The sequence below is a fragment of the Streptacidiphilus sp. MAP12-33 genome (genome assembly GCF_041261265.1).
GTDB lineage: Bacteria > Actinomycetota > Actinomycetes > Streptomycetales > Streptomycetaceae > Streptacidiphilus.
The window spans coordinates 1-12,249 of the sequence record NZ_JBGCCA010000045.1 but is presented as its reverse complement, the minus strand read 5'-3'; the positions used below and the strand labels follow the sequence as shown (position 1 = coordinate 12,249).

Genomic DNA, 12,249 nt, shown 5'->3' with positions numbered 1-12,249 from the left:
GAGCAGGGAGCTGACCACCAGATGATCAACCGGACCACCCAGTCCCTGCTGGGCGCTCTCGGGGTCCTCGCGCTCGCGCTCGGCGTCGCGGAGGTGCACCCGCCCAAGGGGCAGGCCGCCGCCACCGGCGCCAGTGTCCGCACCGCGGTGCAGCAGACCACCCTGGTCTGCCCGCCGCCGCTGCAGGGCTCCGGCACGACCCAGTACAGCCTTGCCGCGCCCGGCAACACGTCGAGCTCCTCGGCGTCCGGCTCGGGCTCCGGCGGCTCCGGCAGCTCGGGCGCGACGCTGACCCCGCTCGCGGACCCGATCAACGGCTCGGCCGCGTCCGGCCCGGTCGTGCCGTCGGCAACGTCGTCGGCCTCGGCGAGCGCGTCGGCGTCCGCCTCGGCGACCGGCAAGGGCAAGGCCCATGCCTCGTCCTCACCGAAGGCGTCCTCGTCCACGCCTGCGGCGTCCGCCTCCCCGAACGCCGGCACGTCGGCCGCGCCGGCGCCGTCCGCCTCGCCGATCGCCCAGCAGCCCCAGCCGGGGGGCGCCACCACGGCCAAGGCCGCCTCCGGCACCAACGCCCCCGCCATGGCGGCGACCGCCGGCGGGAGCCTCGCGCCGGGCTTCGCCGTCCAGCAGACCACCGTCTCCAGCAAGGGTCTCTCCGGCACCGGCTGCGCGACCCCCAGCACCGACTTCTGGTTCGTCGGCGCTGACACCAACAAGGGCACGACCGCCTACCTGGAACTGTCCAACACGCAGGACACCAACGCCGACGCCGACATCCAGATCTTCGGCACCAGCGGCGAGGTCGACGCCCCCGCCGCGTCGAGCATCAACATCCCCGCCCACGGCACCAGCCAGCTGCTCCTCTCCTCGCTGGTCCAGCCCGGCAACGACGGCCAGAACCTCTCGATCCACGTCCTCGTCCGCAGCGGCCAGGTCGCCGCGGCGCTGCACGAGAGCCAGGACGGCAACGGCTCCGACTGGATCCCGGCGACGACGCCCGGCTCGAGCGCGGTCATCCCCGGTCTGCCCGGTGACGTGCACAAGTTCGGGCTCACCGTGGCCGTGCCCGGCGACGCGGACGCGGACCTGAAGATCCAGCTGGCCTCCCAGAGCGGCTGGATCACCCCGGCCGGACACGAGACCATCCACGTCAAGGCCGGCATGGTCAACTACGTCGACCTCTCCGACGTCACCCGCAAGCAGCCTGCGGCGCTGCGGCTCACCCCGACCGACCCCAAGCTGGCGTCGCCGTTCATGGCCACGGTCATCGCCTCCGGCTACGGCGACATCGCCTACCTGTCGGGCACGGCGCCCGTGGAGCGCCGCGGGACGGTCGCCGGCAACCAGTCCGGCGCGTCCCTCCTGCTGACCGCGCCGAACGGCGCGGCCAAGGTGACGGTCAGCTCGATCGGCACCGGGGCGGGCGGCGGCGGATCGACGGACAAGACCGTCCAGATCCCGGCGGGCGCGACGGTCGCGGTCACCCCGCAGGCACCCCCCGGTGCGTCCACCTTCGCCGTCACGATCACCCCGACCTCGGGCGGCCCGATCTACGCCGCCCGCGAGATCGGCGGCAAGGACGGCCTGACCATCCAGCAGATCCCGGACGACGGCAGCACCGTCCTCATCCCGACGGTCATCCAGAACCCGGCGATCCTCGTGCAGTAGCCGGGGACGGGAAGTCGCACCACCCGGGGGCGCGAGGCCTGCTCGATCAACTGCGTGCGCGAGCAACCCCCTGTGCGGATGGCCCTGTTACCTGGGGACCATCCGCACGCGGGTGGCCTGTCACGCGCGCAGTTGATCGTTCAGGGCCTCGCGCCCCTGAAGGCGGCTACGCCGCCTCAGTCCTCGCCGTAGCGGGGGTCGACGGCTTCGGGTTCCACTCCGAGCAGCTCGGCGACCTGTTCGACCATGATGTCGTGGACCAGGGCGGCGCGCTCCTCGCGCCCCTTCGCGCGGATCTCCACCGGCCTGCGGTAGACCACGATCCGCGCCGGGTGTCCCTTGGACGCCTGCACGAGCCGACCCAGCGGGACCTCGTCAGGACGGACGTCCTCGATCGGTGGCTCCGGCTCGCCCGGCAACGGTGCCGGGACGTCCTGGACCGCGAACTCGACCTCTTCCAGCTGCGGCCACCGCCGCTCCAGCCGCTCCACCGACTCGCGCACGTACTCGTCGAACAGCTCCGAGCGCGTCAGCGCGATCGGAACCTGGCGCGGTGCCAGCGGCCCGCGCATGCCCCGGCCGTGACGGTCCCTGCGCCGCCGCGCGGCGGCTGCGGAGGCGGGCGTGGATACGGGTGGTCTCTCCATCACGACATAGCGTATCCGCTGCCACCGACAGTAACCCTGGCCGACCGGGCGAAACCCCTTTCCGGACGACACGGGGCCGGATCCGGGGCAGAGTCTTCGCGGCCCGGTCAGGAGTGCGGTACCGTCCAACGTCGTGAGCCCTGTCCGTCGTTGTTCGCGCACCGCCTGCGGTCGTCCCGCGGTGGCGACGTTGACGTACGTCTACGCGGACTCCACCGCCGTGCTGGGCCCCCTCGCGACCTATGCCGAGCCCCACTGCTACGACCTGTGCGCCGAGCACTCCGAGCGGCTGACCGCCCCGCGCGGCTGGGAGGTCGTCCGGCTCACCGTGGAGACCGGCCCGATCCGGCCCTCCGGCGACGACCTGGAGGCGCTCGCCAACGCCGTCCGTGAGGTCGCCCGCCCGCCGGCCCGGCGTCAGGACGGCGGTTCCGAGGCGGATCCGACGGAGGTCGGCCGCCGTGGTCACCTTCGGGTGCTGCGTACCCCGGACGAGTTCTCCCCAGAGGCCTGACCACCCCCGCACCCGCTCTGTGAGCTGCACGGACGCCCTTCCGTCACGCCGCGCTAACCCTGTGCTCGCGCGCAGCCGGTATCGTGCACCTCGCAAGGCCGAGGAAGTGTGACCGGGACCACAGAATGGCGGAGAGCCGCAGTGCGTGACCTCAAGCAGATCGTGAAGGCGTACGACGTTCGCGGAGTCGTTCCCGACCAGTGGGACGCCGACCTCGCCCGGGCGTTCGGAGCAGCCTTCGTCCAGGTCATCGGCGCGGACGCGGTCGTCATCGGCCACGACATGCGGCCGTCCTCCCCGACCCTGGCGCGGGCCTTCGCCGAGGGCGCGGCCTCGCGCGGCGCCGACGTCGTCGAGATCGGCCTCTGCTCCACCGACCAGCTCTACTTCGCCAGCGGCAAGCTCGACCTGCCCGGCGCGATGTTCACCGCCAGCCACAACCCGGCCCAGTACAACGGCATCAAGATGTGCCGCAAGGGCGCGGCCCCGGTCGGCGAGTCCACCGGCCTGGTGGAGATCCGCGAGCTGACGCAGTCCTGGATCAACGCGGACGGCTCGGTCACCATCCCCGCCACGGATGCGGCCGTCGGCACCATCACCCAGCAGGACGAGCTGAAGCCCTACGCCGACCACCTGCGCGGCCTGGTCGACCTGACCACGATCCGCCCGCTCAAGGTCGCCGTCGACGCGGGCAACGGCATGGGCGGGCACACCGTCCCGACGGTCCTCGGTGGCCTGCCGCTCGACATCGTCCCGATGTACTTCGAGCTCGACGGCACCTTCCCGAACCACGAGGCCAACCCGCTCGACCCGAAGAACCTGGTCGACCTGCAGGCCAAGGTCCGCGAGGTCGGCGCCGACATCGGCCTGGCCTTCGACGGCGACGCCGACCGCTGCTTCGTCGTCGACGAGAACGGCGACCCGGTCAACCCCAGCGCGATCACCGCGCTCGTCGCGGTCCGCGAGCTGGCCAAGGCGAAGGCCGCCGGCGAGAGCGAGCCGGTGATCATCCACAACCTGATCACCTCCTGGGCCGTCCCGGAGATCGTCGCCGAGAACGGCGGCCAGGTCGTACGCACCCGCGTGGGCCACTCCTTCATCAAGGAGGAGATGGCGAAGTCCGGCGCGATCTTCGGCGGCGAGCACTCCGCGCACTACTACTTCCGCGACTTCTGGCGCGCGGACACCGGCATGCTGGCAGCGCTCCACGTGCTGGCCGCGCTGGGGGAGCAGACCAAGCCGCTGTCCGAGCTGGTCTCCGTCTACAACCGCTACGTCCAGTCCGGCGAGATCAACAGCACGGTGGCCGACCAGGCCGGGCGCACTGCGGCGGTCCGCGCGGTCTTCGCCGACGAGCCCGGCGTGAGCTTCGACGAGCTGGACGGCCTCACCGTCGCCGGCGCGGACTGGTGGTTCAACCTCCGCGCCTCCAACACCGAGCCGTTGCTGCGACTGAACGTCGAGGCCCGCGACGAGGCCCGCATGGCGGAACTCCGCGACCAGGTCCTCGCCCTCGTCCGCGCGTAGCGCGTCTTCAGGGACGGCGCGACGAGCCACCGGCCTGCGGATGGCCCTGAACGTGCAAGGGCCGTCCGCACAGGGTGGTTGCCCGCGCCGTTCCTCGCGCCCCTGGATGGTGCGACTTCCCCGGCTGCCCAGTGGTGCAAGTACCCTGCTTGCACACTGATAGGTCCACGACTTCCGGAGCGCCAGCGACATGAGCATCGAACCCGCACTGCTGGAGATCTTCGCCTGCCCCGCGTGCCACGCGCCCCTGCGCGAGGACGAGGCGGCCGACGAGCTCGTCTGCACCAGCGACGCCTGCGGTCTCGCGTACCCGGTGCGGGACGGGATCCCCGTTCTGCTCGTGGACGAGGCGCGTCGCCCCGCATGATCGACGAGCGGCTGCTCGACGACGCTGACGCGCTCGCGCGCGGGGACGCGCGCGGCGCGCTGCTGGCGTTGGCCGGCGCGGGAGCGCGCGTGCGCACCTCGTTGCGGGCCGCTGAGGAGGCTGGGCTGGGCGCGCTGCGACCGGACGGTCGGCCGCGGGCCGTGCTGGTCGCGGGGCACGGGAGCGCCGCGACCGCGGGGGACGTGCTGGAGGCCCTCTGCGGCGGCGTCTGCCAGATCGCGGTGCTGCGGCCGGGCCCCGGAGAGGACGCGGGGCCCGAGTGGACCCTGCCGGGCTGGGTCGGCCCGTCCGACCTGCTGATCGCCGTCGCCACCGACGGCGAGGTGCCGGGACTGGTCCGGCTCGTCGAACGCGCCTACGCCCGCGGCTGCTCGCTGGTCGTGATCACGCCCACCGCCTCCCACCTCGGCCAGGCGGCGCTGCAGGTGCGCGCGCTGCCGCTGCCCTACATCCCGGCCGTCGAGCCGGACGAGCGGCGGCCGCTCTACGAGGACGCGGACCTGCCGCGCGAGGACCCGGGCGACTTCTGGGGCGTACTGACGCCCCTGCTCGGGCTCGCGGTGCGCATCGGCCTGCTGCCCGGCGGCCCGCAGACCCTGCACGACGTGGCCGACCGCCTCGACGAGGCGGCCGTCCGGTGCCGTCCCTCCGCGGCCGCCTACGACAACCCCGCCAAGACCCTCGCCGTCCAGCTCGGCACCGCCCTGCCGCTGCTGTGGAGCGACGGGCCCTGCGGCACGGCCGCGGCGGCCCGCTTCACGGCGATGCTCGCCGACCACGCAGGGCGCGCCGCCCTCGGCGGCGCGCTCCCGGAGGCCATGGCCGCCCAGCGCGGCCTGTTCACCGGCACCCTCGGCGCGGCCTCCGCCGACCCCGACGACTTCTTCCGGGACCGCGTCGACGACGACGGCGGGCTCCGGCTCCACGTGCTGCTCCTGCGCCACCGCCCCGGCCTGCCCGAGGAGGACGGCACCCACGACGTCACGGGGGAGCCACCCGCCGATCACCTCCCGGACAGCGAGTCGGCCGGCACGCGTCGTACCGTGGCGCGCGCACGCCGCCTCGCGGCGGACCACCAGGTCGCCCTGCGCGAGCTCGTCTCGGCGCGGACCGACCAGGTCGAGGCACTCGCCGAGCTCGTCGCACTGACCGACTTCACGGCCGTCTACCTCGGACTCGCGGCTGAGAGGACCTAAGAACGCCCATGGATCGCCTGGAGAACATCGTCCGTCCGTACGCCTGGGGGTCGCGTACGGCGATTGCGGGGCTGCTCGGTGTGGAGCCGAGCGGGGAGCCGCAGGCGGAGCTGTGGATGGGTGCTCATCCGGGTGCTCCGTCGGATGTGGACCGTGGGGACGGCGCCGTGTCACTGGACACGGTGATCGCGCAGGACCCGAAGGGCGAGCTGGGCGCGGCGGCGGTGGAGAAGTTCGGCCTGTCCCTGCCGTTCCTGTTCAAGGTGCTGGCTGCGGGCGAGCCGTTGTCGGTGCAGGTGCATCCGGATCTGGGGCAGGCGCGGGCGGGTTTCGCGGCGGAGGAGGCGGCGGGCGTGCCGTTGGACGCCCGTGAGCGCAACTACCGGGATGCGAACCACAAGCCCGAGATGTTGTGTGCGCTGGAGGAGTTCACGGGGGTCTGCGGGTTCCGCGCGCCGGTGGAGACCGCGGCGTTGCTGGAGCGGCTGGGTGTGGCGGGGCTCGCGCCGGTGGTGGCCGTGCTGCGGACCGAGCCCGAGGCGGAGGCCCTGCGGGAGGCGCTGACGTGGGTGCTGACCCTGGACACGGACAGCGTCGTCGCCCTGGTCGGCGAGACCAGGGACGCGCTGCTGCGTGTGGCCGGGGAGGCCTGTGACCGGGCCGACGAGGTGATGCTGCGCGACTACGCGTCACTGGCCGAGTACTACCCGGCCGATCCGGGGCTGTTGTCGGCGTTGCTGCTCAATCATGTGGTGCTGGGTCCGGGTGAGGCGGTCTATCTGGGGGCGGGGGTGCCGCACGCGTACTTCCGGGGTCTGGGTGTGGAGCTGATGGCCAACTCGGACAATGTGCTGCGGGCGGGGCTCACGCCCAAGCACATCGATGTGCCGGAGTTGTTGCGGGTGGTGGAGTTCCGGGCGACGGATCCGGCGGTCGTCGTGCCGCGGGCGGTCGTGGGGCATCCGGGCGAGGAACTGTATCCGGCGCCGATCGAGGAGTTCCGGCTGTCGCGTTACGGGTCGGGCAGTTGGCCGCTGCCGACGGACACCCCGCAGATCGTGCTGTGCACGCAGGGCCGGGTCGTGCTGACCGATGTCGTGGGCGGCGAGCTGACGCTCGACCGGGGCCAGTCGTGCTTCATCGCCGCAGACAGCCCCGCCGTCACCGTGACGGGCGAGGAGAGCACACTCTTCCGGGCGACCGTCACGCTCTGACCGGCAGCAGGGGGCGCACCGGCGGAGCGGCAGAGCGGCAGCAGGGGGCGCACCGGCGCGGCCGGGGCGCCCCCTACCCCGTTCACAGCCCCAGGACGAGCTTCTCCAGCGCCGCCCGCGCCCGCGCGTCGGACTGCGCCCGTGCGGCCACCGCCGTGGCGAGCTCGTGCACCCACTCGTCCAGGGCCACCTGCTTGCGGGAGAGGACCACGCCGCGCACCACCGTCGCCACCTCGCCCTGAGGGCGGCCGTGCGCGAGCACCAGGATCAGCCGGCGGTCGTCCAGGATCACCTCCAGCCGCTCCACCGCCCCCGGGCGGCCGGACAGCCGGTCCGAGACGCTGCGCTTGCGCGCGAGCTCGACGGAGCCCGGCGGCAGCGCGTCCGCCAGGGAACCCGTCAGCACCTGGGCATACATGTCCAGATCCGCCGCGTCCCGGCGCAGTGCCGCCGCCAGCAGCTCGATCTCGCTCATTACCTTCGCTCCTCGTCAGCTCGGGGCTGTCAGCCGTCCAGGCTCAGCACCATGGTGGGCCGCTCGATCTCGTGGTCCGGACGCAGCGGGCGGACCGCCGTGCCGATCGAGAAGAACTCCGTGGTGTGCCCGCCCCAGCGGTGGTTGTGGGCGTTGAGCTGGACCCCCACCACGCCCTCGGCGTGCAGCGCCTCGGCCTCCGCCTGCATCCGCGACATCGCCAGCTCGCGCGCGTCGTAGAGGGCCTGCGTGAACTGCTCGATCTCCACATTCTTGCCGATGTTCGAGAACACGGCGCCCATCCGCTGATGTGCGATGTGGTAGACGCAGGTACCCATCACCATGCCGAGCGGCGCGTAACCGGCGCGGATCAGCGTCCAGAAGTCCTGGCCGGACAGATCCGAGGTGAAGGGCTGGTTCTTGTTGTTGCGCCAGCTGCCGCCGCCCGGCGCCGGGTGGTCCGCCTTCACGGCCGTGCCGATGGCGATGAACTCCGCGATGTCGTTGCCGAACTCGCGAGCCTCCACCGTCAGCCGGACACCGACAATGCCGTCCGCGCCGAGCGCCGCCGCCTCGGCCTCCATCCTGGCCATCGCGAGCTCACGCGCGTGGTACATCGCCTGGCTGAGCGTCTCCAGCTCCTGGTTCTTGCCCCAGCGGCCGAACTGGATGCCGACGTGGTAGATCGAGCTGCCGAGGACCAGCCCGATCGGCTTGAAGCCGGCCTCGCGCACGAGCAGGAACTCGTTGACCGACAGGTCGCTCGTGAAGATCGAGCCGGGCTTGCCGGGCTGCAGCTCCTGCAGGCGCCGCATCGCGTCGGCCGGCACGCCCTGGGCGGTCGGATCCATCGTGCTCATCGGGCAGCTCCCTCAGTCTTTGCGGCGGTCAGTGTCATTGCGGAGGTCAGTGCGTCGGTCGATACGGTCATGTCTGCGTTCATCCCTGGTCTCCCAGGTCCTGGAGTTCGCCGAGCAGGCGCCGGTACTGGTCGCGGTCGCCGTACGGGCTCGACGCGATCGCGTCGAGCCGCTGCCGCAGCCGGTCGCCGCGCTTGCCCAGCGGCATCACCGACAGCGTCCGCGGCGCAGCGGCGGTGGTCCGGAAGCGGGCGATGCTGGTGCCGATCATCGTGGCCTCGGCCACGTGGTCGCGCTGCTCCGAGTTGGAGCCCGTCGCCCTGATGCAGGACTCCTCCCACACCTGGAGATCGCCGCTCGCCATGATCACGCCGTCGCCGCCCAGCCGCGACGCCTGCCGTTGCAGCTGCCGGCGCGCGTCCGACCGGATCGCGTGGATCAGATTGCTCCAGCCGGTCACCTCCTGGTTCTGCCACGAGTACAGCTGCGACTGGGTCCGGTAGTCGTTGTGGCGGACGCCGATCGACATGCCCACCAGCAGCTCCGCCGGCACCCAGCCCGCGCCGACCAGCTTGGCGAACCCCTGGCCGTCCAGGTGGCAGGTGAACGGATGACGCGGCCGGACGTCACCCTGGGCGCGCACCGCCGTGCCGATCACCTTGAACTCCAGGCAGTTCGGCGCGCTCGGAAAGGGCTGCATGGTCAGCTGCGCCGCCACCACGCCGTCCCCGCCCAGCGCCTGGCACTCCTGCGTCATCCGGCCCAGCGCCGTGCGCCGGGCCTGGTCGAAGACGCCCACCAGCGCCTGCGACGGAGCACCGTTCCCGGACACCGCGATCGGCGCCTCCCCGTACGAGTAGTAGCCCGCCCCGTTGAAGAGGCAGTCGTGATACCCCCAGTAGCGACCGCTGCGCGCGATCTGGAACACGGCCGAGCCCATCACCTGTCCGACCGGCTCGAAGCCGACCGATCGGACCGAGGCGAACTCGCCGGTGGACAGCGCGGACGTCCAGGTGCCGCTCTGCCTGACCTCCGCCATGCGCTCGGCGGCGACAGGCGGCAGCCCGCCTCCGCTCCAGGGAACCGTCATCCCGTCCCACTTCCGCTTCGCCCTGCGAACACGTAACTGCGCCTCTCGGAATGTACGCACGGTGTAGATTCGTCTCAAGCACCAGACGTCGCTGCTGATGGCGGTCGGCGCAGCCCGGTCCCCGGACCAGGCACGCCGAGGGAGAGAGGGCCTCCGACGCGCTGGTCCGGAACAAACGGTCATACGGTTGGGGCAAGCGAAAGGGTTCCCGGAACCCGTTGCCCCTTCGGCATGCCCACGCACGCGACCGAGCCCGTCTCGGTGGCGTGCCGGTTCCGGGCCACCCACGCCCGCACCCCGACGTGATGGAGAGACAGCGTGACGTCCCTGAACGCCGGTGACTTCAAGGTCGCCGACCTTTCCCTGGCCGCTTTCGGCCGCAAGGAGATCCAGCTCGCCGAGCACGAGATGCCCGGCCTGATGGCGATCCGCAAGGAGTACGCCGCCGCGCAGCCGCTCGCCGGCGCGCGCATCACCGGCTCGCTGCACATGACCGTGCAGACCGCCGTGCTCATCGAGACCCTGGCCGCGCTCGGCGCCGACGTGCGCTGGTGCTCCTGCAACATCTTCTCGACGCAGGACCACGCGGCCGCCGCCATCGCGGTGGGCCCGAACGGCACCCCCGAGGACCCCCAGGGCATCCCCGTCTTCGCCTGGAAGGGCGAGACGCTCGAGGAGTACTGGTGGTGCACCGAGCAGGCGCTCACCTGGCCCGGCTTCTCCGGCCCGAACATGATCCTGGACGACGGCGGCGACGCCACGCTCCTGGTCCACAAGGGCGTCGAGTTCGAGAAGGCCGGCGCCGCGCCGGACCCCTCGACCGCCGACAGCGACGAGTTCCGCATCATCCTGGAGCTGCTGAACCGCACGCTCAAGGAGACCCCGAAGAAGTGGACCGAGGTCGCCTCCGAGATCAAGGGCGTGACCGAGGAGACCACCACCGGTGTCCACCGCCTGTACGAGATGCACCGTGACGGCCAGCTGCTGTTCCCGGCCATCAACGTCAACGACGCGGTGACCAAGTCGAAGTTCGACAACAAGTACGGCTGCCGTCACTCGCTGATCGACGGCATCAACCGCGCCACCGATGTCCTCATCGGCGGCAAGGTCGCCGTGGTCTGCGGCTACGGCGACGTCGGCAAGGGCTGCGCCGAGTCGCTGCGCGGCCAGGGCGCCCGCGTCATCGTCACCGAGATCGACCCGATCTGCGCCCTGCAGGCCGCCATGGACGGCTACCAGGTCGCGACGCTGGACGACGTCGTCGAGATCGCCGACATCTTCGTCACCACGACGGGCAACAAGGACATCATCATGGCCACGGACATGGCCAAGATGAAGCACCAGGCCATCGTCGGCAACATCGGCCACTTCGACAACGAGATCGACATGGCCGGCCTGGCCAGGATCCCGGGCATCGTCAAGGACGAGGTCAAGCCGCAGGTCCACACCTGGAAGTTCCCGGACGGCAAGGTGCTCATCGTGCTGTCCGAGGGCCGCCTGCTCAACCTGGGCAACGCGACGGGCCACCCGTCCTTCGTGATGTCCAACTCCTTTGCGGACCAGACGCTCGCCCAGATCGAGCTCTTCACCAAGCCCGAGGAGTACCCGGTCGGCGTCTACACGCTGCCCAAGCACCTGGACGAGAAGGTCGCCCGGCTCCACCTGGACGCGCTGGGCGTCAGGCTCACCACGCTGACCCAGTCCCAGGCCGACTACATCGGCGTCAACGTCGAGGGCCCCTACAAGCCCGAGCAGTACCGCTACTGATCCCCCTGATCGGTGCACTGACCGGTTGACGGTCACGCGGCCGCCGGCGCATAGGCTCGCCCTATGCCCAGCGGCCGCTACTCGTTTCACGACACACACGACGACACTCCCCTCGGTGAAGAGCGCTTCAGCTGTGCCGCCGGACCCTCCGGCTGGCGCTACACAGCCCAGACCTTCGCCACCGACGGCACACCCGACGGCTCCGTCGACCTGACCCTCGACTCCCGCGCCCGCCCCATGCGCCTGGAACTGCGCCGCGACGGCTGGCAGGTCCGCGGCGGCGCGCTCGCTGGCCTCACCTGGGTGCGCACGCACGCGGAGGACACGGATCTCACGTTCACGCGGGAGGGCAACGAGAAGGCCCACGCCTTCACCGGCCGCTCACCCGCGTTCCTCGTCGCGACGGCCCGGATGCTCGCACTGGCGGAGGGCGGCTCCGCCCGGGTCCGGGTCGTCTCCTTCACCGAGCCCCTGCTGGCCCCGCGCACGCTGGACCAGGGATGGACGCTCGAGGCGGTCGAAGCACACCCCACCGACAGCGGCCCGCTGACCGTCCGCCGTTTCCGGCTCGCGGACCTGGAGACAGGGGACGAGGGCACGGTCCACATCGCCGGCGACGTGGTCCTGGCCGCCCCCGGGGTGGACCTGGAGGAACTGGAGACACCCCCCGGACCGTGGGTGGACCTCGGATTTGACTCCGGTGGGACGGCCACGTAACGTTCTCCGAGTTGCCCCGCTCGACGGAGCGACAAACCCCCTCGGATAATCGGGAAAACCGATTGACGGGGACTGCGAAATCGGGACCGAAAAGTTCTGATAGAGTAGAAAACGAAGGAAGCGCCCGGAGCGGCCCGAAAGGGAAGCAAAGGAAGCGACCGTTCCTTGAGAACTCAACAGCGTGCC

12 protein-coding genes are annotated in these 12,249 nt (G+C 71.5%); 8 read left to right on the top strand and 4 right to left on the bottom strand.

The features are described from left to right. Nucleotides 1–21 precede the first annotated feature (21 nt). Nucleotides 22–1,668, top strand: coding sequence for a DUF5719 family protein (locus tag ABH931_RS34325; protein ID WP_370122390.1), 1,647 nt, complete (start codon nt 22–24; stop codon nt 1,666–1,668). 176 nt (nt 1,669–1,844) lie between these two features. Here ABH931_RS34325 and ABH931_RS34320 read toward each other — a convergent pair whose 3' ends face one another. After that, nucleotides 1,845–2,315 carry a metallopeptidase family protein gene (locus ABH931_RS34320; RefSeq protein WP_370122388.1) on the bottom strand — a complete coding sequence of 157 codons (471 nt, stop codon included), beginning with the start codon at nt 2,313–2,315 and terminating at the stop codon, nt 1,845–1,847. A gap of 133 nt (nt 2,316–2,448) precedes the next feature. Here ABH931_RS34320 and ABH931_RS34315 point away from each other — a divergent pair, with 133 nt between their 5' ends. The 5 genes from ABH931_RS34315 to manA all read left to right on the top strand — a co-directional run bounded on the left by ABH931_RS34315 (nt 2,449) and on the right by manA (nt 7,154). Next, nucleotides 2,449–2,829: a DUF3499 domain-containing protein gene (locus tag ABH931_RS34315; protein WP_370122385.1), complete on the top strand. Its 381-nt coding sequence runs from the start codon at nt 2,449–2,451 to the stop codon at nt 2,827–2,829. A gap of 141 nt (nt 2,830–2,970) precedes the next feature. Continuing rightward, entirely contained in the window at nt 2,971–4,356 is a 1,386-nt protein-coding gene (locus ABH931_RS34310) for a phosphomannomutase/phosphoglucomutase (protein ID WP_370122382.1), read from the top strand. Nucleotides 4,357–4,546: 190 nt separating this feature from the next. Continuing rightward, nucleotides 4,547–4,723, top strand: a complete 177-nt coding sequence (locus ABH931_RS34305) for a Trm112 family protein (RefSeq protein WP_370122379.1) — start codon at nt 4,547–4,549, stop codon at nt 4,721–4,723. Beyond that, nucleotides 4,720–5,940: an SIS domain-containing protein gene (locus ABH931_RS34300; RefSeq protein ID WP_370122376.1), complete on the top strand. Its 1,221-nt coding sequence runs from the start codon at nt 4,720–4,722 to the stop codon at nt 5,938–5,940. Before ABH931_RS34305 ends, ABH931_RS34300 begins: the two co-directional genes overlap by 4 nt. Before the next feature lie 8 nt (nt 5,941–5,948). After that, nucleotides 5,949–7,154, top strand: coding sequence for a mannose-6-phosphate isomerase, class I (gene manA / locus ABH931_RS34295; RefSeq protein WP_370122373.1), 1,206 nt, complete (start codon nt 5,949–5,951; stop codon nt 7,152–7,154). An 82-nt stretch (nt 7,155–7,236) separates the two neighbouring features. Here the strand turns inward: manA and ABH931_RS34290 are convergent, their stop codons facing one another. From ABH931_RS34290 to ABH931_RS34280, 3 genes are all read right to left on the bottom strand, one after another. Further along, complete coding sequence (locus ABH931_RS34290; RefSeq protein WP_370122370.1) at nt 7,237–7,629, bottom strand: hypothetical protein; 393 nt, start codon at nt 7,627–7,629, stop codon at nt 7,237–7,239. Between the two features lie 29 nt (nt 7,630–7,658). After that, nucleotides 7,659–8,489 carry a heavy metal-binding domain-containing protein gene (locus ABH931_RS34285; RefSeq protein ID WP_370122367.1) on the bottom strand — a complete coding sequence of 277 codons (831 nt, stop codon included), beginning with the start codon at nt 8,487–8,489 and terminating at the stop codon, nt 7,659–7,661. Between the two features lie 79 nt (nt 8,490–8,568). Beyond that, nucleotides 8,569–9,579: a heavy metal-binding domain-containing protein gene (locus tag ABH931_RS34280; RefSeq protein ID WP_370122365.1), complete on the bottom strand. Its 1,011-nt coding sequence runs from the start codon at nt 9,577–9,579 to the stop codon at nt 8,569–8,571. A 318-nt stretch (nt 9,580–9,897) separates the two neighbouring features. On the opposite strand from ABH931_RS34280, the gene ahcY reads away from it, so the two are divergent. Together ahcY and ABH931_RS34270 are read left to right on the top strand one after the other, a co-directional pair. After that, complete coding sequence (gene ahcY / locus ABH931_RS34275) at nt 9,898–11,346, top strand: adenosylhomocysteinase (RefSeq protein WP_370122363.1); 1,449 nt, start codon at nt 9,898–9,900, stop codon at nt 11,344–11,346. A 63-nt stretch (nt 11,347–11,409) separates the two neighbouring features. Next, nucleotides 11,410–12,063, top strand: coding sequence for a hypothetical protein (locus tag ABH931_RS34270; protein ID WP_370122360.1), 654 nt, complete (start codon nt 11,410–11,412; stop codon nt 12,061–12,063). Nucleotides 12,064–12,249 lie beyond the last annotated feature (186 nt).

Excerpts from the sequence above, each read along its gene's own strand:
- ABH931_RS34325 (WP_370122390.1), top strand. The coding sequence starts at position 22 with ATGATCAACCGGACCACCCAGTCCCTGCTGGGCGCTCTCGGGGTCCTC.
- ABH931_RS34320 (WP_370122388.1), bottom strand. The coding sequence starts at position 2,315 with ATGGAGAGACCACCCGTATCCACGCCCGCCTCCGCAGCCGCCGCGCGG.
- ABH931_RS34305 (WP_370122379.1), top strand. The coding sequence starts at position 4,547 with ATGAGCATCGAACCCGCACTGCTGGAGATCTTCGCCTGCCCCGCGTGC.
- ABH931_RS34300 (WP_370122376.1), top strand. The coding sequence starts at position 4,720 with ATGATCGACGAGCGGCTGCTCGACGACGCTGACGCGCTCGCGCGCGGG.
- manA (WP_370122373.1), top strand. The coding sequence starts at position 5,949 with ATGGATCGCCTGGAGAACATCGTCCGTCCGTACGCCTGGGGGTCGCGT.
- ABH931_RS34290 (WP_370122370.1), bottom strand. The coding sequence starts at position 7,629 with ATGAGCGAGATCGAGCTGCTGGCGGCGGCACTGCGCCGGGACGCGGCG.
- ABH931_RS34285 (WP_370122367.1), bottom strand. The coding sequence starts at position 8,489 with ATGAGCACGATGGATCCGACCGCCCAGGGCGTGCCGGCCGACGCGATG.
- ABH931_RS34280 (WP_370122365.1), bottom strand. The coding sequence starts at position 9,579 with ATGACGGTTCCCTGGAGCGGAGGCGGGCTGCCGCCTGTCGCCGCCGAG.
- ABH931_RS34270 (WP_370122360.1), top strand. The coding sequence starts at position 11,410 with ATGCCCAGCGGCCGCTACTCGTTTCACGACACACACGACGACACTCCC.